Here is a 25,885-nt window from a genome sequence, read left to right on the forward strand (position 1 = left end):
CTCAGACCTTTTCGAAGACGGGTTTGCCCAGCAGGCCCGAGGGCCGGATGCAGAGCATCAGGATGACGAGGGCAAAGGCGAAGACCAGCCGGTAGGAGGCGCCGTCGGCCATGTTCGCCTGCACGATGGTCTCGATCCCGGCGATGGCCAGCGCCCCCAGGATCGCGCCGCCCATCGAGCCCAGCCCGCCGATCACCGCGGCGGAAAAGCCGATCAGGCCCAGCTGCACGCCGAAGTCGAAGCGCACCACCCCGGCATAGCTGGCGAAGAACAGCGCCCCCAGCGCCCCCACCGCCGAGGCCAGGAAGAAGGTGAAGGCGAAGATGCGCGCCGGCGTGATGCCCATCAGCCGGGCGGTTGCGCCATCCTCGGCCACGGCGCGGATGCGCATGCCGATCGGGCTGTTCTGCATCAGCAGATACATCAGCACCACGATGGCGACGGTCGAGACGACGATCAGCACCGGCAGGGCCGGCAGGCGCAGCCCGCCGAATTCCACGAAGCCCTGCACGATGGCCGGAAAGGACTTGGGATTCGAGCCCTGGGGATAGAAGCCGCGGATCAGCTCGCGCACCACGGTGCCAAGCGCCACCGTGGCCACCAGCGCCATCATGGCCGGCGAGTGGCGAAAGCGCGAGATGACCAGCCGGTCGGCGCCGATCCCGACCAGCCCGGTGACCAGCACGGCGATCACCAGCGCCGCCAGGATCGGCAGGATGCCCGCGCTGCTTCCGGCCAGGCCGAACAGCACCTGCAGGCTTCCCAGCGCCACGAAGGGCGCGATCATCGAGACGTCGCCATGCGAGAAATGGATGACGTTCAGCAGCCCGAACAGCAGGCTGAAACCTATGGCGACAAGCGTGTAGATACTTCCCAGCACCAGCCAGTTCAGCAGGTGCTGGAGGATCAGACTTTCCACGTCGGACCTCCCGGTTTGATTCATTGGTTCGGTTTTTCCGAGGACAATGGCGGCGGCCGGCTGGTTCAGGCAAATGAAAAGGGCCCCGGCGGCGCTTCGTTTTTTCTGAGCCACTGCTTCAGTTAATGCGACTTCTCAGCGGGGCGGAAATCGTCCGATGTTCGGCTCCGGAACGACAAGCTCCACCCGGCACGACCGGCGAAAAGGGGCGGGTCCGCCAAGACCAGCAGCCACAAGACCTCTGCACCGACAGGAGAGACAGACATGCCCATCATTCCCACCCGCCGCGCCGTTCTGGCCGGGCTCGTGCTTTCGACGGCGATCTTCGCCGCCCCCGCCTTCGCCGAGAAGGCGAAGGTCAAGATCGGCTTCATGGGCCCGCTGTCGGGCGGCAACGCGCAGCAGGGTCTGGGGGCGAAGAACGGCTTCCTGCTGGCCATCGAGCAGGCGAATGCCGATCCGGCCGGCAAGTATCAGATCGAGCCGGTGGTGCTGGACGACGCCTCGGACCCGCAGACCGGCGTCGGCGCAGCGATGAAGCTGGTGAACGACCCCGAGGTGGTGGCCGCGACCGGGCACTGGAATTCGCCCGTGGCGCTGGCGACCATGCCGGTCTTTGCCCGTTTCCAGACGCCGCTGGTGATCTGGGGCGCGATCTCGCCGGCCATCACCGAACAGAACCTGCCCGAGGTGACGCGCGTCACCCCGACGCTTCTGACCGAGAACCAGCCGCTGTCGGAATGGATGGTCAAGGATCTGGGCGCCAAGCGCATCGCCGTCATCGCCGACACCTCGGATTACGGCAAGTCGAATGCCGAGGCGATCGCCGAATTCGTCCCGGCGGCGGGCGGCGAGGTGGTCTCGACCGACCTGTTGCCGGTGGGCTCGACCGATTTCCGCACCGTCCTGACCTCGCTGAAGGGCAAGCAGGTCGATGCGGTCTATTTCGGCGGCGTCATCACCGAGGCCGGCATCCTGGCCCGGCAGATGAAGGAAATCGGGCTCGACAAGCCGATGCTGGGCATCTCGGGCTTCTACGACCCGGAATTCATCGCGGTGGCGGGCGACGCGGCACCGAATACCATCGTTTCCTATCCGGTGGCCTCGCAGACGCCGAAGCTGGCGCAGATGGAGGCCGACTACCAGGCCAAGGGCTTCGCCGAGCCGATGAGCCCTTATACGAAATACGCCTTCGACGCGGCGAACATCATCATTCAGGCGATCAACGAGGTCGGGGCCGAGGACAAGGCCAAGCTGGCCGAGGCGATCCGCGCCATCCAGCATGACGGCGCCACCGGCCAGATCACCTTCGATGCCAACGGCCAGACCCAGACCCCGATCGCCATCGAGCTGAAGACCGTCAAGGACGGCGCCTGGACGAGCTATGCCAAGTCCTGACGCCTGCTGACCTGACCAACCCGCCGGCCGATCCCGCCCCCTGCGCGCCCTGCTTGCAAGGGACGGGGAAGGTCTGCCCGATCCCGGCCAAGGGCCAGCGTGCCCGGGCCGAACCCATCCGCCGAAAGGCCAATCCCGAGGAAATCATGCTAAGAACCGGAGAACAGTATCGCGACTCCATCCGCGACGGCCGCCGCGTCTGGATCAATGGCGAGCGCGTACAGGACATCACCCGGCATCCGATGTTCAAGCCGCTGGTCGACATCCGCGCGCATATCTACGACATGGCCCATGCCGAGGCCACGCGCGACCTGATGAGCTACGAGGAGAACGGCGAGCGTTTCTCGGTCGGGCTGAAGCTGCCCTTCACCCGCGAGGACTGGCGCGCCAAGCGCGCCGCCACCAATGCGGTGCTGGAGGAGGTCGGCGGCATCGTCACCCGCGTCGGCGACGAGACCGCGGGCGAGATGTGGTCGCTGTTCGACGGCCAGGACATCCTGAACGAGGTGGACCCGCGCTTTTCGGAGAACATCCGCGACCACATCCACCGCGTCATCATGACCGACCCCTTCCACGTCTCGGCCAATACCGATCCCAAGGGCGACCGCTCGAAGCGGCCGCAGGACCAGGACCCGGACATGCTGCTGCATGTAGTCAGGGAAACCGACGCGGGCATCGTGGTGCGCGGCGCGAAATACGAGACCGCCGCCGCCTATGCCAACCAGGCCTTCACCAAGCCGACCATCGCCAACTGGGGCAACGAGGCGATGTCGGATTACGCGGTGGGCTTCGTCTGCGACTTCTCCTCGCCCAACCTGCGCTTCATCGCCCGCACCGGCTTTGCCGGCCGCGCGCCGGCCCGGGACTATCCGCTGTCGAACCGTTTCGACGAGGTCGAGACGCTGGTGATCTATGACGACGTGCTGATCCCGTGGGAGAACGTGCTGTTCTACCAGCACACCAAGGCCGCGACCTTCATCCGCGCCACGCTGCACCGCTATTCCGCGTTCGCCTTCGTGCAGCGCAACCTGAAGCTCGCCGACCTCTTGATCGGCGCGGCGCTGTGGAACGTGCGCCAGACCGGGCTGGAGCATCAGCCGGCGGTGCAGGAGAAGCTGGCGACGCTGGCCTGCTACCGCGAGGGGATCAACGCCCACCTGACCGCGGCCATTGCCGAGGCCGAGGAAAGCCCCGGCGGGCTGATGATGCCGAACCAGTCGCTGCTGATGACCGGCCGCGTGCTGGCCTGTTCGCAGCTGCATCACATGATGCACCTGGCGCGCGAGCTTTGCGGCGGCCAGATCTGCATCACCCCCGACGCCGCCTGTTTCGACGATCCCGAAACCGCGCCCTGGCTCGACAAGTTCTACACGCTGAACGAGAACTGGGGCAGCGAGGATCGCCGCAAGCTGCTGGCCTATGCCCGCGACCTGCTGAATTCGGACTATGCCGGCCACCGGCTGACCTTCCAGCTTTTCGCGCAATCCCCGCCCTTCGCCCATCTGGCTGCGGTCTATCGCAACTTCGACTGGAACGAGGCGCTGCGCTTCACCCACAAATCCGCGGGCCTGTCCGATCAGGTCTGGGGCACCAAACACTGACCGACCGGAGCAGACACCATGACCATCCATCACCGCATCCGCCCCTTCAACACCAAGGAAACCTATCCCGAGCAGAAGCTGAACAACGACCTGAGCCAGGGCGTCGTCGCCCGCGGCACCATGGTCTTCCTGCGCGGCCAGGTTTCGCAGGATCTGGAGACCCGCGAATGCCTGCATGCCGGCGATCCGACGGCGCAGACCCGCAAGACCATGGAAAACATCCGCATGCTGCTAGAAGAAGCGGGATCGCGGATGGAGCATATCTGCCGCATCGTCGTCTATGTCACCGACATCCGCTATCGCGAGGCGGTCTATCAGGAGATGGGCAAGCACCTGCAGGGCGTGCATCCCTGCTCGACCGGCATCGTGGTGCCGGCGCTGGCCCGGCCCGAATGGGTGGTCGAGATCGAGGCCACCGCCGTCATCCCGGACGCATGAGGCGGGCATGACCTTCTCGATTTCTGCTCGCTGCCCCGAAACCGGCATGTTCGGCATCGCCGTCTCGTCCTCCTCGCCCTGCGTGGCGGCGCGCTGCGCCCATGCGCGGGCGGGCGTGGGCGTGGTCGCGACCCAGAACATCACCGACCCGAGCCTGGGGCCGAAGGGGCTGGACCTGATGGCGCAGGGGCTTTCGGCGGCGCAGGCGCTGGAGCGGCTGGTCGCCGAGGCGCCGCATGTCGAATACCGCCAGCTTGCACTGGTCGATGCGGCGGGCGGCACCGCCGGCCGTTCCGGGGCCAAGACGCTGGGCACGCATGGCATCGCTTATGGCGCGGGCGTGACGGCGGCGGGCAACCTGCTTCGCTCGGACGAGATCCCGCAGAAGATGGTCGATGCCTTCGTGGCGGCCCGGGGCCGGCATCTGGGCGACCGGCTGCTGGCGGGCATGCGCGCCTCGGTCGCCGCCGGCGGCGAGGAGGGGCCGGTGCATTCCATGGGCCTTCTGATCGTGGACAAGGTGAGCTGGCCCATCGCCGACCTGCGCGTCGACTGGAGCGAGGGCGATCCCATCGAGGATTGCGCTGCGCTGTGGGAGCGCTGGCGGCTTGAGATGGACGCCTATGTGACCCGGGCGCTGAACCCCGACGCCGCGCCCAGCTACGGCGTGCCCGGCGACGAGTGATTTCCCCCCAACTCGGGGGCGGCCCGTGCCGCCCCTGGTCTTTGCGATGAGATTTCCATGACCGCGATCCCCTCGACCGTCGATATCCTGCGCCGGCTAGTTGCCTATCAGACGGTGTCCCGCCGTCCGAACCTCGACCTGCTGGACTATGTCGAGGGGCTGCTGGTGCCTGTGGGCGCGCGCGTCGAACGCTTCGCGCATCCGGATGGCAGCCGCGCCAATCTCTGGGCGACCATCGGTCCCGACGGACCGGGCGGCGTGGTGCTGTCGGGCCATACCGACGTGGTGCCGGTGACGGGCCAGGACTGGAGCGTCGATCCGTTCACGCTGACCGAGCGCGACGGGCGCTGCTATGGACGCGGCACGGCGGATATGAAGGGCTTCGTCGCCGCCGCCCTGCATGCCGCCCTGCATGCCGCCCGGCGCGGCCTGCGGACGCCGCTGCATCTGGCGCTGTCCTATGACGAGGAGATCGGCTGCCTGGGCGTGCGCGGCATGATCGCGGCCTTGGCGGCGCGTCCCGACCGCCCGGCGCTGTGCATCGTCGGCGAGCCGACCGGCATGCGCATCGCCACCGGCCACAAGGGCAAGCTGGCCTGCCGGGCCTGTTGCCACGGCCGCGAGGGCCATTCGGCGCTGGCTCCGAACGCGCTGAACGCCCTGCATCTGGGCGCGGCCTTCGTCGCCGGCCTGCAGGCCCGGCAGGAGGAGCTGGCCCGTGCGGGCGCCCGCGACCCGGCTTACGACATCCCCTATTCGACCATCCATGCCGGCCTCATGCGGGGCGGCACGGCGCTGAACATCGTGCCGAACCGCTGCGAGATCGACTTCGAGATCCGCAACATCGTCGCCGACGATCCCGCCGCCATCCTGGCCGGCATCGCTGCCGATGCCGAGGCCATCGCCGCCCCGCATCGCGCCCGCTTCCCCGACGCGCGCATCGAGATCGCGAAAGTCTCGGCCTATCCGGGGCTGGAGACCCCCGAGACTGCGCCGGTCGTCCGGTTGCTGCGCCGGCTGACCCGGGGGCCGGAGCCGACGATCAAGGTGGCCTTCGGCACCGAGGGCGGGCTTTTCCAGCAGGATCTGGGCATGTCCACGGCCATCTGCGGGCCGGGTTTCATGGATCAGGGCCACAAACCCGACGAATTCGTCTCGCTCGACCAACTGGCGCGCTGCGACCGGATGCTGGCCGCGCTGCTGGACGAGATGGCGGCGCCGGAAATGGTGAAATAGGGCTTTGGCGCGCTGCGATAAAATGTTTCCACTTGGCATGCAGGACAGGACTGGAAACGATGCGCTTCACACTCAGGCAACTCAGCTATTTCATCGCGGCGGGCGAGACGCTGTCGGTCACCAAGGCGGCCGAGCAGGTCAACATCTCGCAGCCCTCGATCTCGGCCGCGATCTCGCATCTCGAGACCGAACTGAACGTCCAGCTTTTCATCCGTCATCATGCGCAGGGGCTGTCCTTGACCCCCGCCGGCATGCGGCTGCTGCGGGCGGCCAAGGAATCGCTGCGTGCTGCGGCCGGGCTCTACGAGGTCGCCAGCGACCTGAACGACCGCGTCTCGGGCTCGATCAAGGTCGGCACCTTCTTCACCTTCGCGCCGCTGATCGCGCCCGAGCTTTGGGCCGGATTCTCGCGCCGCTATCAGGATGTGCAGATGACCATGACCGAAGGCGGCGAGGCCGAGCTGATCGAAAGCCTGCGGCTGGCGCGGATCGACCTGGCGCTGACCTACAACCTCAACATGCCGCCGGACGTGACTTTCATCGAACTGGCGCAGCTGCGGTCCTATGCGCTGGTCGGGGCCGAGCATCGCTTTGCCGGGCGCGGCTCGATCCGGCTGGCCGAGCTGCTCGACGATCCCTTCATCCTGATCGACCTGCCGCTGACCCGCGACTATTTCCTGGGCCTGTTCCGCCAGATCGGCGGCGTGCCGCACATCGTCATGGAGACCTCGTCCACCGCCTCGCTGCGCTCCTATGTGGCGGCGGGGATCGGCTACGGGCTGATGACGGCGCGGCCGGTGAACCAGATCGCCGAGAACGGCCTGCCGCTGGTCTATCTGCCGCTCGAGGATGTCTCGACGCCGATCAGTTTCGGCATCGCCTGCCTGTCCGAGATCCGGCGCTCGCGCGTGGTCGAGGCCTTCATCGCGCATTGCCAGGAGGTGATCCGCGACGGCTCCTTCCCCGGCATGTTGCCGCTGGATACGCCCGCGGTGCCGGCGGCCGAGGTTCTTCGGACTTCCTGAGGCAGAGCCGAGGAAAACATGATTTTCGGACGGGCGGGAAAGCCGTCACTCTGAACGCAGAAGGACAAGAGCAAATCTGCCCCAGGGAATGCCATGATGACAGCCGAGACCCAGATCAACCAGATCTCTGCCCGCGACCGTTTCGTGACCGGGATGAGCCATGCCGCCTGCACGGTGAACGTGGTCACCACCGACGGCCGCGCCGGGCGGGCGGGCGTCACCGTTTCGGCCATGGCCTCGGTCTCGGCCGATGGCGAGGCGCCGACGCTGTTGGTCTGCGTCCACCATCTCAGCCCGGCGGCGTCGAAGATCATCGAGAACGGCGTGCTTTGCGTGAACGTGCTGCGCGAGGACCAGTCCTATATCTCGGAAGCCTTCGCCGGCCGCTTCAAGGACGAGCTGGGCGACAAGTTTGAATGCACCGACTGGGTGGCGCTGCCCAGCGGCCCGCCCCGCGTCGCCGACGCGCTGGTGGCCTTTGAATGCCGCGTGGTCTCGGCCGAGCGGGTCGGCACGCATTATGTGCTGCTTTGCGGGGTCGAGGACACGCATAGCGCCCGGCTCGGCTCGCCGCTGATCTATGCCAACCGCTCCTATGGCTCGTCGCGGCGCATCGACGCGCCGCGCAGCATGCGGGGGGTGCTGAACGGCAAGGGCATCGCGCTGAATGTCGGCTGCTTCCACACCTTCGGCCCCTTCCTGATGCCGGCGCTGATCCGCCAGCTTGGCGGGCTCGACATCGGGTTGCTGGAGGGCGACCAGCGCCGGCTGACCGAAAGCCTGATCTCGGGCGAGACCGAGCTGGCGCTGATCTACGACATCGGCCTTGACGACCGCTTCGAATGCGAGGCGCTGGCGACGCTGACCCCCTATGTGCTGCTGGCCGCCGATCACCCGCTGGCCCGGCAGTCCGAGATCCTGCCCATCGACCTTGCGGCCGAGCCGATGGTGCTGCTGGATGCCCCGCCCTCGGGGGATTACTTCACCGGAATCCTGCAGGCGCAGGGGGTCGAGCCGGTGATCGCGCATCGCTCGGTCTCGTTCGAGATGGTGCGGGGCATGGTCGCGCACGGGCTGGGCTATACGCTTCTGGTGACCAAGCCCACGGCGAGCATGAGCTATGACGGCCTGCCGCTGGTGGCGCGGCCGCTGGCCGGGGATTGCGCGCCCTCGCATCTGGTCCTGGCCTGGCGCCGCGGGCACCGGCTGGGCAGCGCGGCGGAACGCTTCGCCCGCAAATGCCGCGAGCAATTCGCGCGGGCCTGACGGCCCGCGGCCGAAAGGTCAGGCGGCAGGCTCCAGCCTGACCGCCAGCGCCCGGCCGCCCAGCCGGACCGGGCCCGCCGCCCGGCAGACGGCGGTGTCCTGGGTGGCCAGCGCGCGATCCGCCTGTCCGACGCGGATGCGCTGCGCCTCCAGCGCCAGGATCACCACCAGCCCGGCCGTCACGCTGTCGCCGGCATGGGCCAGCCCGGCGCCGGCGATCCGCCAGTCGTGACGGGCGGCCATGACGTTGAAGACCCGCACCGCGCCACCCAGGGGCCGCCCCATCGGCGCCAGCGCGGTGTCGAAGCGGAACGGGGCCAGCGGCTCCAGCCTGTGGGTCTCGGACCCGAAATCAAGCGCCAACCCCTGTCCCTCGGTCACGGTGATGACGCGATCCGCGCCCTGAAACGAGGAAAAGGCGCCGTCCTGCGGGATCGGCGCGCGCGAGATGCGGATCGAGAAGGCGTCGCGGTCGGCAGCGGTCGGCCAGAGCCAGATCTCGTCCGTCTGTCCCGCGCCGTTCTTCCACGGCAGGGTGCGGTAGCCCGTCTCGGGCAGGTGCAGCAGGTCTTGCATGTCTCTTTCTCGGGTCAGGGGCGCTCAGGCGCGCCGGTCAAGGAAGGTCAGGCTGGCGGGCAGCGGCTCGGCCGCGATGACGCGGCCCCGGCCGGTCAGGCGCGCGAGATGCGGCCCGAAGCCCGGCACCCGCACCAGATAGCTGCCCGCCGGCGGGCAGATCTGTCGCGGCGACAGCCGGCCGCTCGGGGTCAGCTCGGCCTCCCAGGGGCGGCCGAGCAGCCGGGTGGCGGCGGCCATGTCGCCGGCGCGCAGCGCCTCGCGCACCGCGGTCGAGGAAAAGCCGCCCTGCAGGGGCAGGACCGTCACGCCGATCCCCAGGCCGGGGCAGGTTTCGGCCAGCGTCCGCGTGGTTCCGGCCCGGCGCGCGCCGAAATGGAAATCCGCGCCCACGAGCACATGCCCGACCCCCAGCCGCGCCGCCAGGATCTCGGTGATGAAGGCGTCGGGCGAGAGGGCGGCGAAATCCGGCTCGAAGGCCGGTTCATAGACGAAATCCAGCCCCAGGCTTTCCGCCATCCGGTGCTTTTGCGCCGGGCTGGCCAGGCGAAAGGGCTCGGCCTGCGGCGCGAAGACCTGGCGCGGATGCGGCTCGACCGACATCACGCCCACCGGCCGTGCGCCCGCCAGCGCACGGGCGCGGCGGATCAGGAACTGGTGCCCGCGGTGGAAGCCGTCGAAATTGCCCAGCACGATCACGCCGCCGCGCAGCGCCGATCCCTGCACGAGCCGGTGCCGGATGACGGCGAGCCCGCGCGTTTGCGGCGACTGGATCGAAACTTGGATCACTTCCCGGCCCTCCCGGCAGACGGCGATGCAACAGCAGTAGCAAGGGCCTTTGCACCGCCAAAATCGCCTTTGCGGAAGCGCAGGCTCAGGATTTTGGATGCAAGCGGCGGGGAACGGCCGGGACCGCATGCGGTGGCCGCGCGGCGAGGTGCGATTCACGTTCGCGGCCGGGCCAGGATGCGGTCAGATGGCCCGCCCATCGCTCCCCCGGCCGGGGCGCTGGCGGTGCCGGACATGGCCGCCTTCGGCCTGTTCTGCAAGCGGCTGACCGATGCGCTGCCGATCAAGACCGTCAGCTTGCGTTCCTTGATGAAGCGCATCCGTTTCAGCACCGTCTGTCCCGTGGACGCCCGCAACCGCTGAGCTGTGGCCCGCCGGCCGGATACCGGCTTGCAACCGGGCGGCGATCGGGCTGTAACCAGCCGGACGATGCCCGCATGGTTGCGCAAGCGGCGGGCTGGTTTCATAGTCGGGACCGACGGGGCAGGGGACGAGACGGCAAGGATGGACGGAAACGCGGCTGACGAGACGACCAAGCCTCCGCGGCGGATGCTGCGCGACGTGCCGACGCCGGCGCTTTTCGCCGCCATCCCGCAATTGGGCGAGCTGGTGAAGCTGCGCCCGCGCGAGGACGAGGAGGGGCTGGCCTTCCTGGCCCGGCTCCGCGCCTCGACCACGCCCGAGGAGGCGGTCACCTTCACCGCCTTCGCCGCCCTGCCCAGCACCGCCACCGGCTGGGGCTACGAATGCCTGCGGCTGATGGCCGACCACCTGCATCCGCAGGAACGCCCGATGATGGAAAAGATCGCGCTGTGGCTGGCGCAGCCGACCACACGCCAGCGCCACGAGATCATGCGCGAGGCGCTTTGGGCGCCGACCCGCAGCCCCTCGGTCCTGCTGGCGCTGGCGGCGGGCTGGTCCACCGGCGGGCCGGCCCCCAACGACCCCGAACGCTCGGCCGCGCACAAGACGCCGGTGGCGCTGAACAGCGCGGTGCTGTCCTGTCTGGCGCGGGCGGACCTGTCGCGGCGCTCGTTCTACCTCGCCCGTTTCCTGGACATGGCCGAGGCGCTGTTTCGCGCCTATTGATGTGACATGACCCTGACCCTGCAAATCGAGAATTTCCATGTGCTGGACGACGGCGGTCCGGTCAGCATCACCGTGCCGGAAACCGGCATCCAGGTCGGGCGCGGCGCCGGCATGGACTGGGTGCTGCCCGATGCCAGCCGCTATATCTCGGGCCACCATTTCGATGTCGCCTGCGAGACCGGACGCTGGCTGCTGCGCGACCGCTCGACCAACGGCACCTTCCTGCAGGGCCACCGGCACCGGCTGGACGGACCGCATGTGCTGAACCACGGCGACCGCTTTCAGGTCGGGCAATATATCGTCGTGGCGCTGTTCGACATGCAGCCGGGCCAGCCGATGACCCCCGGATCGCTGCCGGCGCATCGGGTGGACAGCCCGGTGGACGAGCCGGTGCTGGACGATCCCTGGGCGCTGGCCCCGGCGCCGGTGCCGATCGACGTCGCGCCGGCCGATTCCGTCCGCCGCGGCCCGGATTTCGCCAGCGATTTCCTGGCCTTTCCGGTTCACGCGCCCGAACCCGCTGCGCCCCCGCCAGCCGCCCCGTCAGAATCGGCTGCCCCGTCCATGCCCGCAGCCGCGCCGGCAGCGCCGCCCGCGCCGGTCGAGGACCCCTCGGCCTTCGTCCGGGCGTTTTGCGAAGGCGCGGGTCTGGCTCCCGACCTGGCGCGCCATATCGCGGCCGAGGATCTGGCCCGCGCGCTGGGACAGGCGATGCGCGCCGTGACCGACCAGGTCATGGCCGGGCTGCAGGACCGGGCGGCGGCGCGGCATTTCACCCGCTCGGCCGAACGGACCATGCGCGGCGCCGCCGACAACAATCCGCTGAAGTTTCTGCCCGACGCCGCCGAGGCGCTGGATGCGCTGTTCCTGCGGCCGCGCGCCGGCTTCATGACCGGGGCCGCAGGCTATGCCGGGGCGCTTGGCGATCTGCGCCGCCACCAGACCGCGCTGTTCGCCGCCCTGCAACCCGCGCTTCTGGGGCTGGTGGACGAGCTGGCCCCGGAAAAGATCGAGGGCAGCACCAAGTCGGGCGGGCTGATGGGCAACCGCAAGGCCAAGGCCTGGGAGGAATATGTCGCGCGCTGGGACGCCCGCACCGCCAGCGAGAACGGCATCCTGGACGAGTTCCTGCGCCTGTTCGCGGCCGCCTATCGCAAGGCGCATGACGCCGAGGGACCGTTGCCCTAGGCTGGCCGCGTTCGCATGAGAGGTTTCGATTTGGCTGATTTCAACATCCTCGACCCGGTTTCGCCCGAGGCGCCCTGCGGCCCCGATCTGGAACGGCAGGACGACGAGGCTTTCCTCGACTATTATTTCGAGGCCGAGTCCCGCCTGCCCGAGCGCTACTTCACCCCCGGCCTGGCCGCCGACGGGCGCGAGGACCGGCTGTTCGATCCGCGCTCGGTCGATCTGGCGGCCGAGACCGCGGCCATCGCCGCGCTGCTGGGCCGCTCGCGCGACCTGCGGCTGATGAGCCTGCTGGGACGGTTCCAGATCCTGGCCGGGCGACTCGAGGAATTCACCTCGACGGTCGAGGACATCGCCGCCGCCATGGCGCAATGGCCGGCCGAACTGCATCCGCGCAGGTCGGAAAGGCGAGCGGCAATCGAATCGCTCAACGGCCAGGCGAGCGTCGTGATGCCGCTTCTGCACCTGCCAGTCGTGCCGCATTCGGATGTGACGTTGCGTCGCTACATGGTGGTCACCGGCAAGGCCGCGCCGCGCGCGTCCGAGGCGGATCTGCAGGGTTCGGATTTCCTCGGCACGCTGCGCTCGGACGCCAATCTGCGGGCCGTGACCGCGACGCATGAGCGGCTGCTGCGGCTTTCGGATGCGCTGCATCGCATCCTCTCGCTGGCCGGCGCCGATCCCGAGATGCCCTTCCATCCCGATCTGGGCGCGCTGCGTGCGGCCTTGGCCGAGATGCAGGCGATGATCGCCGCCGCCCGGCCCGAGCTGCGCCCCTGGGAGGCCGGCGCCCAGCCCGGGCCGCAGGCGGCGGCGCCGGCGGACCAACCGCTGGCCGTCGGCGCTGCGGCGGCGCCNNNCGCCGCTGCAGCCGGTGACGCCGGCCTCGGAACGGCCGGTGCTCGACAGGGTCACCGCCGGCGCGGCGCTGGAGGCAGCCTGTAACTGGCTGGCGCAGAATGAACCTTCCTCGCCGGCGCTGTTGCTGGTCGCCCAGGCCCGGCTGCTGGTCGGCAAGCCGCTGGTCGAGGCGCTGGAGATGCTGATGCCGCGCGAGGCGGGATCGGCCCTTCTGACCGTCGGGCAGGGCACGCCCTTCGCCCTGTCCATGGAGCGGCTGAAATCCCTGACCCAGGCCGGGCTGGAGGGCCAGCGCATCGGCGGAAACGCGCCCGGCGAGGTGCCGCCGATCACCCGCCGCTCGGAACTTGTCGCAACCCTGTTGGGGATCGAGGGCTACTTTGCGACCAACGAACCGGCCAGTCCGGTGCCGTTGCTTCTGGCAAAGGCTCGTGACATGCTGCACAAGCGTTTCGACGCCATCGTCGCGGAATTGCTTACTCCGACTGCGCCGACCGGCGGGTCCTGAGGGCAGTTTTGCGGAATTGACTCGGTGGGTATTTTACAGTTTGCCTTTGCGTAATGGAGGATTGATCTGATGGCTTCGGACAAGGCGACCGATTTTATCAAGCGCAACCGCCCGCCTCGGGTGAACATTTCTTACGAGGATCCCTACGACTCGGAAAAGATGGTCGAGCTGCCCTTCGTCATGGGGGTGATGTCCGATCTTTCCGGCAATGCCTCCGAGGTCGAGAAGCCCGACATGGACGAGCGGGACTTCGTCGACGTGACCGCGGCATCGCTTGACGACTATATGAAGAGCATCGCGCCCGGCGCCAGCTTCAACGTCGAGAACAAGCTGGGCGGCGAGGGCCGGCTGGGCGTTTCGCTGACCTTCGAGAGCATGGACGATTTCAATCCGGCGGCGGTCGCCAGCCAGATCCCGGCGCTGAAGAAGCTCCTGGAGGCACGCCAGCACCTGGCCAACCTGCAGCGCTACATGAACTCGAAGCCCAAGGCGCAGGAGCAGATCCGCAAGCTGCTGAACGACCCCGAGCTGATGGCCGCGCTGGCCGAACGCGAAAAGACGAAATCCGCCGAGGAAGAGGATAGCTGATGGCGCAGGAAACGCAGGCTCAGGTTGCCGGTGCGGGCGCCCTTGCCGGGCTCGACGAATTTTCGGACATCCTGAAGCAGACCATCAAGCCGCGCACCGATGTCGCCGCCAAGGAGGTCGACAACGCCGTCGTCGCACTGGTGCGCGAGGCGCTGGACGACGAGACCCTGATCGCCGAGGACGTGATCGACACCATCGACGCGATGCTGTCGAAGCTGGACCAGAAGCTGACCGAGCAGCTGAACGAGGTCATCCACCACGAGGAATTCCAGAAGCTGGAATCCAGCTGGCGCGGCCTCGCCTACACGATCAACCATTCCGAGACCGACGCCTCGCTGCGCGTGAAGGTGATGAACGTCTCGAAGAAGGAACTGCAGCAGATGTTCCGGCGCTATCCCGGCGCCAAATGGGACAAGTCGCCGCTGAACATGCGCGTCTATGAGGCCGAGTTCGGCACCCTGGGCGGTAAGCCCTTCGGCGCGTTGGTCGGCGACTATTACTTCGACCACGGCACCGCCGATGTGGCGCTGCTGCGCGACATGTCCAAGATCGCCGCCGCCGCGCATGCGCCCTTCATCTCGGCCGCCGCGCCCGAGCTTCTGGGCATGGACAGCTGGACCGAACTGGGCACGCCGCCGGACCTGTCGGAAATCTTCGACACGCCGGATTACGCCGCCTGGAATGGGCTGCGCGACAGCGAGAACTCGCGCTATGTCGCGCTGACCATGCCGCGCGTCCTGGCGCGCGAGCCCTATGGCCAGAACTCGAATTCGGTGGTCGAGGAGTTCAACTTCGAGGAAGAGACCGACGGTCATGCCGGGCAGAAATATGCCTGGATGAACGCCGCCCATGCCATGGCGGTGAACATCAACCGCGCCCACAAGGAACATGGCTGGACGGTGCAGATCCGCGGCGTGCAGTCGGGCGGCGAGGTGCTGAACCTGCCCACCCACAATTTCGACACCGGCGACGGGTCCAAGGACCTGAAATGCCCGACCGAGGTGTCGATCACCGACCGGCGCGAGGCCGAACTGTCCAAGGCCGGGCTGATCGGCCTGATCCATCGCAAGCATACCGACAAGGCCGCCTTCATCGGCGCGCAGACGCTGTATCGGCCCAAGAAATACGTGGACGACCAGGCGACGGCTTCGGACAACATGTCCTCGCGCCTGCCCTATATTTTCGCGGTGTCACGTTTCAGTCACTATCTGAAATGTATGGTCCGCGACAAGATCGGTCAGAGCCCGGACCGGCTGCAGCTGCAGACGCAGTTGCAGACCTGGATCAACAAATACGTTTCGGGCAACCCGGAGAGCGCGACCGAGCGCGAGAAGGCCAAGAAACCCCTGGCCGGAGCGAAGGTGGAAGTTGTGGAGGACGAGGAGAATCCCGGTTACTACATGGGGAAATTCTATCTGAAACCGCATTTCCAGCTGGAAGGGATGGATGTCGGCATGTCGCTGGTCTCCAAACTTCCAAAAAGCAAGTAACCCATTGAGATTATTATTGTAGCCAAGGAGTGATCGAATGGCTGTCGATATCTTTCTGAAACTTTCGAACAACATCAAGGGCGAGTCGCAGGACGACACCCACCGCAACGAGATCGACGTGCTGGCCTGGAACTGGGGCCTGACCCAGTCGGGCACCACCCATGTCGGTTCGGGCGGCGGCGGCGGCAAGGTCAACGTGCAGGATATTACCCTGACCAAATATGTCGATCTGGCCACCAACGACCTGATCAAGCGCTGCACCAACGGCGAACACATCGAGTCGGGCGAGCTGATCGTGCGCAAGTCGGGCGGTGCCACCCCGGTCGAATATTTCAGGATCAAGATGAGCAACATCATGATCACCAGCTACTCGACCGGCGGTGCCAAGGACGGGCTGGACCGCATCCAGGAAACCCTGACCCTGAACTTCCGCAAGTTCGAGGTGGCCTACACGCTGCAGGAAGACACCGGTGCCGCCGGCGCCGAGACCCTGGCCGGTTGGGACATCGCCGAGAACAAGGAGTGGAGCGCCTAAGCGTTCCGCCAATGGCAGACCGGGACAGGGTCGGCAGCGACGGCCGACCCTGTTCCTTTGCGCGCCGCCCGCACTGGTCGGTGGCGCCGGATCAACGGGCGGAACATGACAGCGCGTCGTCCTTCCTCTGACGGGGACCCGGGGCGCAGGGGCCTGCGCGAGATGTCCCTGATGCACATCTTTCGCGATTCCGCTGCCCGGCGCGACTCGCGCGACCAGGGGCGCCGCTATACCGAGGGCGAGCGCGATCTGACGCTGCTCAGCCAGAAGCGCCGCGAAGGCGCCAGCGAGGAATCGTTGCGCCGCAACCTGGTGCAGGACATCGCCAGCCTGATGAACACCATCCGGCTGGATGTCTGCGCGGACCTGTCCGACACGCCGCGGGTGCGCGATTCCGTCGTCAATCACGGGCTGCCCGACATGGACACGCTCTGGCGCGAGAACCGCACGCCCGGCGACCTGGCCCAGGCCATCCGCGAGGCGCTGATCCGCAACGAGCCGCGACTGCGCCCCGAGACGCTGGAGGTCCGGGTGGACGACCTGGCGCCCACCTCGGACCAGCGCGTCACCTTCGAGATCCTGGCCGAGATGATCTCGGACCCGACCGACATTTCCGTGCAGTTCTATGCCGAGGTGGACCCGGCCGCCGGCAAGATCGCCATGAAGCGCACGCAGGCCGAGCCATGAGGCCCCGACCATGAGAAAAGCCTTTCGCGACGCCTATGAGCGCGAACTGGACATGCTCTACGAGCGTTCGGCCGAATTCGCCGAGGAATTCCCCGGCCTGGCCGAGCGGCTGGGCGGGGTGCTGCGCGAGAACATCGACCCGACCATCGCCGGCCTCTTGGAAGGCACCGCCTTCCTGGCCGCCCGCGTGCAGTTGAAGCTGGACGAGGAGTTCCGCGCATTCACCACCGAACTGCTCGAGCAGATCTTTCCCGATGCGCTGGCGCCCAGCCCCAGCTGCATGATCGTCGAGGCTCCGCCGCTGACCCGCCAGAACGAGGGCGTGCAGGTCTTTCAACGCGGCGAATACCTGGATGCGCGCTTTCGCGACGCCGAAAAGCGCGTGGCCTGCCGCTTCAGCCTGACCGCGCCGCTGCATGTGCTGCCGCTGACCGTCTCGGGCCTGACCTATCACGACCAGACCACCACGCTGGGCGGGCTGGGGCAGGATCCCGATCCGGCGACCCGTGCCGGTCTGCAGATCGACCTGTCGCGCACCGATGGCGAGGCGATGGAGGTGAACGCGCAGGACAGCCTGACCTTTCACCTGACCGCCGACCATGTCCGCGCCATCGCCGCCTATGAACAGGTGCATTGCAACACCACCCGGGTCTCGCTGCGCTGGCTGCAGCCGAACGGCGATCCGGCCTTTCTGCGGCTGCGCCCCGACCAGGTCGAGCAGATCGGTTTCTCGCGCGAGGAGCTGCTTTTCGACAACGACCGCCGCCTGTTCGAGGGCTTCGCCATCCTGCGCGACTGGTTCGCCTTTCCGCGCAAATTCCTAGGCTTCCGCCTGACCGGCCTTCGCCCGGCGCTGTCGCGCATCCCGACGCCTGAGGTGCAGCTGATCCTGGAATTCGACCGCGCCAATGACGAGCTGGCGCGCCAGATCCAGCCGCGCGACATCCGGCTGAACTGCGCCCCGGCGATCAACCTGTTCGAGGAAAGCTCGAACCAGGTGCGGCTGGACGACCGGCGCCACGAATATGTGGTGACGCCGGATTCCAGCCCGATCACCCATTACGAGATCCAGCGCATCCTGCGCGTGCAGGCCAGCTATGGCACCGCCCATGATCGGGTCGAGGTGGCGCCGCTTTACGCGCTGCCGCAGCAGGGCGGCGCGCGGGCCGCCTATTACTACACCACCCGCCGCAAGCCGCGCCGGCTGACCGAGGCTGAACGCCGCGCCGGGCTGCGCAACGATTATCGCGGCACCGAGACCTTCATCGCCATCTACGAGCCGCCCGAGTCGGTGGTCGGCCGCCGGGCGCAGCGGCTGCATATCCGCGCGCTTTGTTCCAACCGCCACCTGCCGGCGGTGCTGCCGCTGGCGGGCTCGGACGATTTCGCCATGGTCTCGGACCAGGCGCTGGCGCTGACCTGCGTGAACGGCCCGACCCAACCGCGCGAGGCGATGACCGAGGTCGAGCGCGCCGGCCCGCACCGGATGCGGCAGGGCGATGTCTACTGGCGGCTGATCTCCTATCTGTCGCTGAACCATTTCGGGCTGGACGACCGTTTCGGCCGCGACGGCGCCGCCAGCCTGCGCGAGATCCTGGCGCTGTTCGCCGATGCCTCGGACCATGTGACCGAGGTGCAGGTCGCCGGGCTGACCGGCCTGGCGGTGCGGCCCGTCACCCGCTCGATCCGCCGGCCCGAAGGCATCTTCCCGGCCCGCGGGCTGGAACTGGTGCTGACCTTCGACGAGACCGCCTTCGAGGGCAGCGGCATCATCGGGCTGGGCGCGGTGCTGGACCGTTTCCTGGCGGAATATGCCAGCGTGAACAGCTTCACCCAGACGGTGATTGCCAGCCGCCAGCGCGGCGTCGTCAAGCGCTTCCCGCCGCGCACCGGGCTGGGACCGCTGATATGAGCCTGCCGCAGGGAACGGGCGAGCCGGGCTTCCTGGCGCTGCTGCGGCGGCTGGAACGCGAGGCGACCGGCCGGCCGCGCATCGGCCGCTCGACCCGGCGGGCGCAGGACATCGCCGATATCGGCCAGGATCCGCGGCTGGCCTTTCCCGCCGAGGATCTCAGCGGGACCGACGTCTCGGGGCCCCGCGCCCGCATCCGTGCGCAGTTCATGGGCTTCTTCGGCCCGCAGGGCGCCCTGCCGCTGAACACCACCGAGGAGGTGATGCGCTGGCAGGACGAGGGCGAGGAGGCCTTCGTCAGCTTCACCGACATCCTGTCGGCGCGCTTCTACCAGCTGTTCTTCCGGGCCTGGTCCGACGCCCATGCCGTCACCCAGCACGACCGGCCGGAGGAGGACCGCTTCGCGGCCTATGTCGGCGCGGTGGCGGGCATCGGCTCGCCGGCCTTCCTGGACCATGACAGTTTCCCGGATATCGCGCGCCTGCCGCTGGTGCCGGTCTTTGGCGGCCGGGTGCGCAGCGCGGTGCGGCTGCGCCAGCTTCTGGCGTGCTATTTCGGCTGTCCGGTCGATGTGCAGGAACATGCACCCAGCTGGCTGGAATTCGAGGCGGACGACCTGCGCGGCCTGGGGCAAGGCGGCGCGCTGGGACGTGACACCTATCTGGGCACGCGGCTGCAGACCGTGAACGAAAAGGTCTGCATCCGCCTGAACCTGCCCGATCCGCAGACCTATCGCGGCTTCCTGCCTGGGCAGGACCGTCATGCGCAGTTGGCCGGGCTGGTCTTCTGGTATCTCGGCAAATGCATCGAGGTCGATCTGGCGCTGGCCTTGCCGCCCGACCGGATTCCCCCGGCGCGGCTTGGCGGCGATGCCGCGATCGGCTGGCTGGCCGCGATGCGTCCCGAAAGCATTCCGCGCGATGCGGATTACGTCGAAGTCGCCCGTTTCGCGCTTGGCCGCGATGCGGGCCAGCATTCCGCGAAAGGCCATTGATGACCGCGATCACCATCGAGAAATTCGCCGGCAAGATGAACCGGCTGGGCTACGAGGCCTTCCTTCAGGCGATGCGGCAGGCGCGCGGCGACGGCAACCGCAATGTGGAACTGGCGCATTGGCTGTTCCACGCCGTCTCGCATCAGGACGGCGACATCTCGGTGACGCTGCGCGAGCTGGGACTGGATCGGGGCCGGGTGCTGAAGGATCTGGGCCGGGCCATGGATGCGCTGCAAAAGAACGTGACCGAAACCCCCGGCATTTCCGAACGGCTGGCGGATGCGCTGAACCACGCCTGGACCTATGCCACGCTGTTCTTCGGCGAGGCGCAGATCCGCACCGGCCACCTGCTGGTGGCGCTGCTGAACGACCACGCCCTGCGGCGCGAGATCGAGCAATATTCCGGCGTCTTCGCCGAGATGTCGGCCGAGCGCATCGGCGCCGAGGCGCGCAGCCTGTGGAAGGGCTCCGAGGAGGAGAACCTGCGCCCCATGGACGGCGCCGGCATCGGCGCGGCATCCGCCGGGCGCGAGGGGCAGGGCGCCGCGACCGCGCTGGGGCGGTTCTCGGTCGACATGACCGCGCAGGCGGCCGAGGGCAAGATGGACCCGGTGGTCGGCCGCGACGACGAGATCCGCCAGATCGTCGACGTGCTGATGCGCCGGCGCCAGAACAACCCGATCCTGACCGGCGAGGCCGGGGTCGGCAAGACCGCCGTGGTCGAGGGCTTCGCGCAGAAGCTGGCCTCGGGCGAGGTGCCGCCGGCCTTGCAGGGCATGCGGCTGCACATGCTGGACATCGGCGCGATGCAGGCCGGGGCCAGCATGAAGGGTGAGTTCGAGCAGCGGCTGCGTTCCGTGATCGACGAGGTGCAAAGCGCACCCGTCCCGATCATCCTGTTCATCGACGAGGCGCATACGCTGGTCGGCGCCGGCGGCGCGGCAGGCACCGGCGATGCCGCGAACCTGCTGAAGCCGGCGCTCGCGCGCGGCACGCTGCGCACCATCGGCGCGACGACCTGGGCCGAGTATCGCAATTACTTCGAAAAGGATCCGGCGCTGACCCGGCGTTTCCAGCCGATCTCGGTCGACGAGCCCTCGGTCGAGGTGGCCTGCGCGATGATGCGCGGCTTGCTGGGCCCGATGCAGGCGCATCACAAGGTCCGCATCTCGGACGCGGCGCTGGAGGCGGCGGTGAAGCTCTCGGCGCGCTACCTGCCGGCGCGGCAATTGCCCGACAAGGCGGTATCGCTTCTGGACACCGCCTGCGCACGGGTGGCGGTCAGCCAGTCCTCGGTTCCGGCCCGCATTGCCGACCTGCGCGCCGAAATCGCCGGGCTGGAAACCGAGATCGCCGCCCGCGAGGCCGAGCGCGACCTGGGCGAGGGCGACGCCGCCCGGCTGGACGACGCCCGCGCGCGCCTCGATGAGGCCCGCGCCAAGCTGGCCGATCTGGAAACCGCCTTTGAGGGTGAGAAATCGCTGGTCGAGCAGATCCTCGCCCTGCGCAAGGCGCTCGCCGCACGCGAGGGCGAGGATTTCGACGAGGAAACGATCCGCGCCGAACTGACCGGCGCCATGGACCAATTGGGCCAGATCCATGCCGACGCGCGGATGATCTGGCCGCATGTCGACGAGCAGGCGGTGGCGAGCGTCATCAGCGACTGGACAGGCATCCCGGCCGGCCGCATGGTCGCCGACGAATTGCAGGCGGTGCTGGGCCTGTCGGACCTGCTGCGCGCGCGGGTGATCGGCCAGGACCAGGGCCTGCAGATGATCGCGCGCCGGGTGGAAACCGCCCGCGCCGGTCTTGGCAACCCGGAAAAGCCCATCGGCGTCTTCATGCTTTGCGGCCCCTCGGGCGTCGGCAAGACCGAGACCGCGCTGGCGCTGGCCGAGGCGCTGTACGGCGGCGAGCAGAACGTCATCACTATCAACATGTCCGAGTTCCAGGAAGCGCATTCCGTCAGTTTGCTGAAGGGCGCGCCGCCGGGCTATGTCGGCTATGGCGAGGGCGGAAGGCTGACCGAGGCCGTGCGCCGCAAGCCCTATTCGGTGGTGCTGCTGGACGAGATGGAAAAGGCCCATCCCGACGTGCACGAGCTGTTCTTCCAGGTCTTCGACAAGGGAAGGATGGAGGACGGCAACGGCCGCCCGATCAACTTCCGCAACACGCTGATCCTGATGACCTCGAATGTCGGCACCGGCACCATCATGAACCTCGCCCCCGAGGGCACCATCACTGACGAGGAGGTTCTGGAGGCCGCGCTGAAGGAGGAATTGCTGGGCACCTTCCCGCCGGCGCTGCTGGGCCGGATCGTCACCATCCCCTATGTGCCGCTTTCGGCCGAGGTGCTGGCGGGGATCACCCGGCTGAAGCTCGGCTCGGTGGCGCGGCGGATGCGCGAAAGCCACGGCGCTGCACTGACCTGGGACGATGCCGTGGTCGGCCATATCGTCGCCGCCTGTCGCGACCCGGACAGCGGCGGCCGGATGATCGACAACATCATCACCAACTCGATCCTGCCCGACCTGTCGCGGCAAGTGCTGTCGCGCATGGTCTCGGCTCGGGCGATGTCGGATGTCGCCATCCGCGTCGAGGGCGACGGCTTCGCCTATGGTTTCGCCTGACGGACATAGACGCTGCCGACGCCGATCAGCGCCTCGGGGCCGATCTCGCGCGCGAACTGGTCCAGGAAATCCTTGGCCGGCTCGCCCGCGGCGCGGCTGACCGTCTCGGGCCGCGAGGGCGTGGCGACGGCCAGCAGCAGTTGATGGGTGTCGCGGCCTGCGCCGTCTCGGGCCACCGGCACGTCGAAGCGGATGCGCCCGCCGGCATTGACCAGAAAGCGGCGCAGGTCGTGCGTCACGCCGTTGTCGTCGATCATCAGCAGCGTGACATAACGCCCCGCTCCGCCGGATATGGTGCCGCGCAGGCTCTCGCCGCTGGCCACGTCCTGGGATTGCAGTCGGACCGCCAGCGGGAACACCGGATAGCGCGCATCGCGCCGCGCGAAGGCCAGGCCGGGGCATTGCCGCGGGTCCAGCAGCACCGCCTGGCCCTCGACCTGGGTTTCCAGCCCCTGCGTCAGCGCGCGCAGCAATCCGGGGATCTGTGCGTCGTCCGAGGCGAGCAGGTTCAGCCGGATCCCCCCCTCGGCATCCAGCGCCGGCAGCGCCAGCAGGCAGGGCGCGGTCAACTGGCTGCGGATGCGGTCGAAAAGCTCGGTCAGGCGCGGATCGGTTTCCGCCGCGGCCGGGCCGCTTTCGCCGGCCGATGGCGGGGGCACGGGCGTCTCGGCCCGGTCGGCGGTCGGCAGCGCGGTGTTCGTCAGCACCGGCGAGGCGGAAGGCGCCACCGGCTCGGGCTCGGGCGCCGAAATCTCCTCGGCCCCGGCCGCCAGCTCGGGCGGCGCCGGGGCGCTGACCGGCTCCAGCACGTCGCTTTCCGGGGCCGTGGGGACGGGCAGGGCGGTGACGGTGATCTGCGCCGGTTCCGTCGGCCTGTCGGACCAGTGCCAGCTCGGCTGCCACAGCACCGCCCCGGCCGCGGCGGCATGCACCGCCAGCGACAGGCCCGCCGCCAGGGCCCAGCCGCGTGGCGCGGGTTGCTGGCCGATCACCGCCCGACATCCTTCATCGTCACCAGCCGGATCTCGTGCCCGGCCAGTTCCGGCCGCCGCAGGACCGAGACCAGCAGGCTGGACGGTGCGTTCCGGTCCATCAGCAGATGCACCGGCCCCTGCGCCTGGGCAAGCGCGGCGGGCAGCATCTCGGGCCGGACCGGTGCGCCGTCGAGCAGCCAGTCCTCGGGTCCGCGCAGTTCCAGCATCGGCGAGGGCAGGCTTTCGGGCGACAGGGTCGTGGTCGTGGCCAGGTCCAAAGGCGTCTCGACCGGCCGCTCTTGCCCGGCCAGCAGGAAATAGAAGATCAGCAGCAGCACGATGTTGACGATCGCCAGCGAGGGATCGACCTGCACCCGCCGGCCGTCGCGCGAAGGCAGGTTCATGCTCATGACCGGCCCCCCGGCGCCTCGGCGATCTGCACCGAGTCGATGCCATGCGCGGACAGCGTCTCGAGCACCGTCACCACGTCCTGCACCGGCACTTCGGGGCGCAGCACCAGCAGCACGTTGCGCGTGCCCTGCGCCGCCAGCGCATCCGCCAGCGCGGCCAGGCGCGGCAGGGCGAAATGCTGGCCCGAGGCGGTGATGCCGTCCGGGTTCAGCGTCCAGACCGCGGTGGCGCTGGCATCGGTCACCGTGGTCCCGGCCTCGGTCCCCGCGCCGTCGCCGCCGCCCTCGCCGTCGCGGATCGCGCCGCTGCGCAGCGGCAGCATGGAATAGGCGACCAGGCTGGCCGAGAGCATGAAGAAGATCAGCAGCTGGAACAGCACGTCGGCCAGCGCCGTCATCGCGAACACGCCGCGCTGGCGCGGTCGGCGCGGCAGGTCCAGCCCCGGCGGGCGGATCGGGGGCCGCACCACTTGCATGGCCTAGCGTCCGGCGGCGCGCGCGATCCGGCCATGGATCGCGGCCGAGACCGCCAGTTCGATCCCCTGCCGCTCGTCCTCGATCCGGCCCTCCAGCCAGGCCGAGACGAAATAGGCCACCAGCGCGATGGCAAGCCCGGCGGCGGTGGTGGTCAGCGCCGTCCAGATCCCGCCCGCCAGCAAGCGCGGGTCCGAGGTCTGCTGGCTCAGCGCCAGGTTGCCGAAGGCGTCGATCATGCCGATCACCGTGCCCAGAAGCCCCAGCATCGGCGCCATCTGCGCCACGGCCTCCAGAAGCCGCATCCGCGCGCCCATCTGCACCAGCTCGGCCAGCGCGACCTGGCGGGCCAGTTCCTCGCCATAGGCGGGTTCGCCGGGGCGGGCGCGCAGGCCGGACATGGTAGCGCCCAGCACCCGGGACAGCACGGTGCGCCCGGGCTGGGCCTTCCTCTGCGCCTCGTCGGGGCGGCCGTTCAGCCAGTCGTCCAGGATCGCCTCGGCCAGCTTGTGGCGGCCGACGCCCATGCGGCGGAACTGCATCAGCTTGAAGATCACCACGGTCAGGGTCAGCACCGACAGGCCCGCCAGGGCGGCGAAGACGATCCAGGTGACAAGCGGCAGGTCCAGGGGCATCACAATCCGAACCCGATCTCGCTGCGGTTGCGGGTCGCCAGCCCGCCCAGGCAGGCGGCGCGCTGGTCCGAGCCGTCCTGGGCCGTGCATTCGGCCACGTCGTTGACCACGATGCGCCCCAGCTGGTCGCAGGGCCGGCCGGGCAGGGCGAATTGCGCGACGCGGGTCTTGCCCGGCAAGAGCGCGCCGAAGTCCAGGACCGGCAGGCTTTGCACCGCGCCGGCCCTGTCGAAGATCGCGACCTGCCAGGCGGCGCGCCTGAGCGTCTGGGGCAGGCCGTTCGTCACCACCAGCGTCAGCTGGCAGGCACCGTCCGGCGTGGCGGCGGCGCCGTTCAGCTCCAGCGTGATCGCCTCGGGCGCCTGCGCGCGCAGCGGCGGCGCGGCCAGGCCGATCAGCAGCGCCAGCAGGGCAACCGCCGGCCCAACCGCAAGCCGATGCGGCAGGGCGGCGCCTGCCGGAAAGGTTGCACCCGCTGTCAGGATCGGTTTCATGCCTGTTGACACTCCCTTTGCCCCTGCGGGCTGTAACATGGCTGGAAGCGGTGCTCAATCGGCGCTTGATCAACCCTGCATTGAAATGGCTGGTTGCCGGGCTGTCCGGCCTGGCCTGGACAGGGCCGGCGCGGGCCGAGCTGCGGCTGTGCAACCAGTCCTTCGACGTGCTGAACGTGGCGCTGGCCGAGCCTTCGGGTCAGGATTTCGCCACCCGCGGCTGGTGGCGGGTGGCGCCGAACCAATGCGCGACCCTGCAGCGCGAGCCGCTGCAGTCACGCTATTATTATGTCTTTGCGACCGATGTTTTCGGTAATGAGGTTCTGGTAGGGTCGATCCCGATGTGCGTGGCGCCGCGGCGCTTCCAGATCGAGGGCCAGCAGGATTGCCTGTTGCGCGGCTACCTGAACGCGCGCTTCGCCGAGGTGGACACGCAGGACCGGCCCGACTGGACCGTCTTCGTGACGCCAAGGCCGAATTGA

At 68.5% G+C, this 25,885-nt stretch carries 28 protein-coding genes; 20 read left to right on the forward strand and 8 right to left on the reverse strand.

Annotated elements, in window-relative coordinates; translation table 11 throughout:
• Position 1: 1 nt before the first annotated feature.
• Positions 2-919 (reverse strand): branched-chain amino acid ABC transporter permease, encoded by a 918-nt coding sequence (locus tag ACFOMP_RS00525; RefSeq protein ID WP_289896375.1) that lies wholly within the window; start codon positions 917-919, stop codon positions 2-4.
• 264 nt (positions 920-1,183) lie between these two features.
• Here ACFOMP_RS00525 and ACFOMP_RS00530 point away from each other — a divergent pair, with 264 nt between their 5' ends.
• The 7 genes from ACFOMP_RS00530 (at position 1,184) to ACFOMP_RS00560 (ending at position 8,568) form a co-directional block, all read left to right on the forward strand.
• Positions 1,184-2,317 carry a branched-chain amino acid ABC transporter substrate-binding protein gene (locus ACFOMP_RS00530; protein WP_289896374.1) on the forward strand — a complete coding sequence of 378 codons (1,134 nt, stop codon included), beginning with the start codon at positions 1,184-1,186 and terminating at the stop codon, positions 2,315-2,317.
• A gap of 146 nt (positions 2,318-2,463) precedes the next feature.
• The gene (locus ACFOMP_RS00535) at positions 2,464-3,918 is read left to right on the forward strand and encodes a 4-hydroxyphenylacetate 3-hydroxylase family protein (RefSeq protein ID WP_379027433.1); all 1,455 of its coding nucleotides are present in this window, start codon (positions 2,464-2,466) and stop codon (positions 3,916-3,918) included.
• Positions 3,919-3,936: 18 nt separating this feature from the next.
• Positions 3,937-4,356, forward strand: coding sequence for a RidA family protein (locus ACFOMP_RS00540; protein ID WP_379027435.1), 420 nt, complete (start codon positions 3,937-3,939; stop codon positions 4,354-4,356).
• A gap of 7 nt (positions 4,357-4,363) precedes the next feature.
• Entirely contained in the window at positions 4,364-5,041 is a 678-nt protein-coding gene (locus ACFOMP_RS00545) for a DUF1028 domain-containing protein (protein WP_379027437.1), read from the forward strand.
• A gap of 57 nt (positions 5,042-5,098) precedes the next feature.
• Complete coding sequence (argE, locus tag ACFOMP_RS00550) at positions 5,099-6,277, forward strand: acetylornithine deacetylase (RefSeq protein WP_379027439.1); 1,179 nt, start codon at positions 5,099-5,101, stop codon at positions 6,275-6,277.
• A gap of 59 nt (positions 6,278-6,336) precedes the next feature.
• Entirely contained in the window at positions 6,337-7,302 is a 966-nt protein-coding gene (locus ACFOMP_RS00555) for a LysR family transcriptional regulator (RefSeq protein WP_379027441.1), read from the forward strand.
• 93 nt (positions 7,303-7,395) lie between these two features.
• On the forward strand, positions 7,396-8,568 hold the full coding sequence (locus ACFOMP_RS00560) for a LysR substrate-binding domain-containing protein (RefSeq protein WP_379027443.1): 1,173 nt from the start codon (positions 7,396-7,398) through the stop codon (positions 8,566-8,568).
• 18 nt (positions 8,569-8,586) lie between these two features.
• Here ACFOMP_RS00560 and ACFOMP_RS00565 read toward each other — a convergent pair whose 3' ends face one another.
• Both ACFOMP_RS00565 and ACFOMP_RS00570 read right to left on the reverse strand, forming a co-directional pair.
• Positions 8,587-9,144, reverse strand: a complete 558-nt coding sequence (locus tag ACFOMP_RS00565) for a HutD/Ves family protein (protein WP_379027445.1) — start codon at positions 9,142-9,144, stop codon at positions 8,587-8,589.
• A gap of 24 nt (positions 9,145-9,168) precedes the next feature.
• Positions 9,169-9,933: an adenylyltransferase/cytidyltransferase family protein gene (locus ACFOMP_RS00570; RefSeq protein ID WP_379027447.1), complete on the reverse strand. Its 765-nt coding sequence runs from the start codon at positions 9,931-9,933 to the stop codon at positions 9,169-9,171.
• A gap of 234 nt (positions 9,934-10,167) precedes the next feature.
• Between ACFOMP_RS00570 and ACFOMP_RS00575 the strand changes: the two genes are divergently transcribed.
• The 12 genes from ACFOMP_RS00575 to tssH all read left to right on the forward strand — a co-directional run bounded on the left by ACFOMP_RS00575 (position 10,168) and on the right by tssH (position 22,416).
• The gene (locus ACFOMP_RS00575; RefSeq protein WP_379027449.1) at positions 10,168-10,296 is read left to right on the forward strand and encodes a hypothetical protein; all 129 of its coding nucleotides are present in this window, start codon (positions 10,168-10,170) and stop codon (positions 10,294-10,296) included.
• A 141-nt stretch (positions 10,297-10,437) separates the two neighbouring features.
• Entirely contained in the window at positions 10,438-11,022 is a 585-nt protein-coding gene (locus tag ACFOMP_RS00580; protein ID WP_289896364.1) for a DUF6931 family protein, read from the forward strand.
• A 6-nt stretch (positions 11,023-11,028) separates the two neighbouring features.
• Entirely contained in the window at positions 11,029-12,210 is a 1,182-nt protein-coding gene (tagH, locus tag ACFOMP_RS00585; protein WP_379027451.1) for a type VI secretion system-associated FHA domain protein TagH, read from the forward strand.
• Between the two features lie 15 nt (positions 12,211-12,225).
• The gene (locus tag ACFOMP_RS00590) at positions 12,226-13,155 is read left to right on the forward strand and encodes a type VI secretion system ImpA family N-terminal domain-containing protein (RefSeq protein WP_379027453.1); all 930 of its coding nucleotides are present in this window, start codon (positions 12,226-12,228) and stop codon (positions 13,153-13,155) included.
• A complete protein-coding gene (locus ACFOMP_RS00595) occupies positions 13,109-13,579 on the forward strand; it encodes a hypothetical protein (protein ID WP_379027455.1) in 471 nt (156 codons plus the stop codon). The genes ACFOMP_RS00590 and ACFOMP_RS00595 overlap by 47 nt, the downstream gene beginning before the upstream one ends.
• A 69-nt stretch (positions 13,580-13,648) precedes the next feature.
• Positions 13,649-14,167: a type VI secretion system contractile sheath small subunit gene (gene tssB, locus ACFOMP_RS00600; RefSeq protein WP_019352244.1), complete on the forward strand. Its 519-nt coding sequence runs from the start codon at positions 13,649-13,651 to the stop codon at positions 14,165-14,167.
• Positions 14,167-15,657, forward strand: coding sequence for a type VI secretion system contractile sheath large subunit (gene tssC / locus ACFOMP_RS00605; RefSeq protein WP_379027458.1), 1,491 nt, complete (start codon positions 14,167-14,169; stop codon positions 15,655-15,657). Before tssB ends, tssC begins: the two co-directional genes overlap by 1 nt.
• Before the next feature lie 37 nt (positions 15,658-15,694).
• Positions 15,695-16,192: an Hcp family type VI secretion system effector gene (locus ACFOMP_RS00610; protein WP_019352314.1), complete on the forward strand. Its 498-nt coding sequence runs from the start codon at positions 15,695-15,697 to the stop codon at positions 16,190-16,192.
• Between the two features lie 162 nt (positions 16,193-16,354).
• Entirely contained in the window at positions 16,355-16,879 is a 525-nt protein-coding gene (locus ACFOMP_RS00615) for a GPW/gp25 family protein (RefSeq protein WP_289896358.1), read from the forward strand.
• A gap of 10 nt (positions 16,880-16,889) precedes the next feature.
• Positions 16,890-18,791, forward strand: coding sequence for a type VI secretion system baseplate subunit TssF (tssF, locus tag ACFOMP_RS00620; RefSeq protein WP_379027460.1), 1,902 nt, complete (start codon positions 16,890-16,892; stop codon positions 18,789-18,791).
• On the forward strand, positions 18,788-19,786 hold the full coding sequence (gene tssG, locus ACFOMP_RS00625) for a type VI secretion system baseplate subunit TssG (RefSeq protein ID WP_379027462.1): 999 nt from the start codon (positions 18,788-18,790) through the stop codon (positions 19,784-19,786). The genes tssF and tssG overlap by 4 nt, the downstream gene beginning before the upstream one ends.
• Positions 19,786-22,416 (forward strand): type VI secretion system ATPase TssH, encoded by a 2,631-nt coding sequence (gene tssH / locus ACFOMP_RS00630; RefSeq protein ID WP_379027464.1) that lies wholly within the window; start codon positions 19,786-19,788, stop codon positions 22,414-22,416. Before tssG ends, tssH begins: the two co-directional genes overlap by 1 nt.
• Here the strand turns inward: tssH and ACFOMP_RS00635 are convergent.
• The 5 genes from ACFOMP_RS00635 to ACFOMP_RS00655 are packed head-to-tail and all read right to left on the reverse strand — an operon-like array spanning position 22,401 to position 25,403.
• Entirely contained in the window at positions 22,401-23,408 is a 1,008-nt protein-coding gene (locus tag ACFOMP_RS00635; RefSeq protein WP_379027466.1) for a hypothetical protein, read from the reverse strand. The genes tssH and ACFOMP_RS00635 overlap by 16 nt on opposite strands.
• Positions 23,405-23,800 (reverse strand): ExbD/TolR family protein, encoded by a 396-nt coding sequence (locus tag ACFOMP_RS00640; protein WP_379027468.1) that lies wholly within the window; start codon positions 23,798-23,800, stop codon positions 23,405-23,407. The genes ACFOMP_RS00635 and ACFOMP_RS00640 overlap by 4 nt, the downstream gene beginning before the upstream one ends.
• Entirely contained in the window at positions 23,797-24,276 is a 480-nt protein-coding gene (locus tag ACFOMP_RS00645) for an ExbD/TolR family protein (protein ID WP_379027470.1), read from the reverse strand. The genes ACFOMP_RS00640 and ACFOMP_RS00645 overlap by 4 nt, the downstream gene beginning before the upstream one ends.
• A 3-nt stretch (positions 24,277-24,279) precedes the next feature.
• Entirely contained in the window at positions 24,280-24,909 is a 630-nt protein-coding gene (locus ACFOMP_RS00650) for a MotA/TolQ/ExbB proton channel family protein (protein WP_289896351.1), read from the reverse strand.
• Positions 24,909-25,403, reverse strand: a complete 495-nt coding sequence (locus ACFOMP_RS00655) for a hypothetical protein (protein ID WP_289896350.1) — start codon at positions 25,401-25,403, stop codon at positions 24,909-24,911. Before ACFOMP_RS00655 ends, ACFOMP_RS00650 begins: the two co-directional genes overlap by 1 nt.
• A gap of 80 nt (positions 25,404-25,483) precedes the next feature.
• On the opposite strand from ACFOMP_RS00655, the gene ACFOMP_RS00660 reads away from it, so the two are divergent.
• Positions 25,484-25,885 (forward strand): DUF1036 domain-containing protein, encoded by a 402-nt coding sequence (locus ACFOMP_RS00660; RefSeq protein WP_379027473.1) that lies wholly within the window; start codon positions 25,484-25,486, stop codon positions 25,883-25,885.

The sequence above is a fragment of the Paracoccus simplex genome (assembly GCF_042648325.1).
Taxonomy (GTDB): domain Bacteria; phylum Pseudomonadota; class Alphaproteobacteria; order Rhodobacterales; family Rhodobacteraceae; genus Paracoccus; species Paracoccus simplex.